The organism is Arthrobacter sp. 10T425 (genome assembly GCF_056393985.1).
The window spans coordinates 1-495 of record NZ_JBFTGZ010000067.1 but is presented as its reverse complement, the minus strand read 5'-3'; the positions used below and the strand labels follow the sequence as shown (position 1 = coordinate 495).

Annotated in this window: 1 protein-coding gene; it reads right to left on the bottom strand. The window is 71.5% G+C overall.

The window, feature by feature from the left end:
- Positions 1–130: 130 nt before the first annotated feature.
- On the bottom strand, positions 131–495 hold a 365-nt coding region (locus tag AC1DDH_RS20545; protein WP_476956223.1), incomplete at its 5' end, for a hypothetical protein.

The window sequence follows — 495 nt, the reverse complement described above, 5'->3', positions numbered from 1 at the left end:
GCCCTTGGTTACGGGTGGCGTCGCGCACCGCGTGCTCGAGATCGCCCTGCACCAGGGTGAACGCCTCGCGCGTGAGTGGGGCGAGCGCCGGCTCGGCGAGCTCGGAGGAGGAAAGGTCTTCCCCGGCCATTCAGCTCACCGCCTCTGCGGCGGCGATCGCGCCGGCGATGTCGAGCACGAGCTCCGAACCGGCCCAGGACACGGTGGCGCGCTCGTCGCCGAAGCCCAGGGTCACCGCGGGGTTCGTCAGGTGCGGATCCTCTTCCGGCCGACCGTCGTGGAAGCCGGCGGGTGCGCCGTCGATGAGGAAAGGGTCGTCGAACGACAGCTCCAATCGCGCGGCACTCTTGCGGCGCCAGTCGACGCTGTCACCGTCGCCCCACTCCGGAGTCGATGCCGCGACGTGCCTCATCCACTCCGAGAAGGCGCCGTCCACGGCGTGCCGTCCGGAGACGGCCACCCAGGCTGCTCCGCTGCGGGCGGGGAGCCATTCCT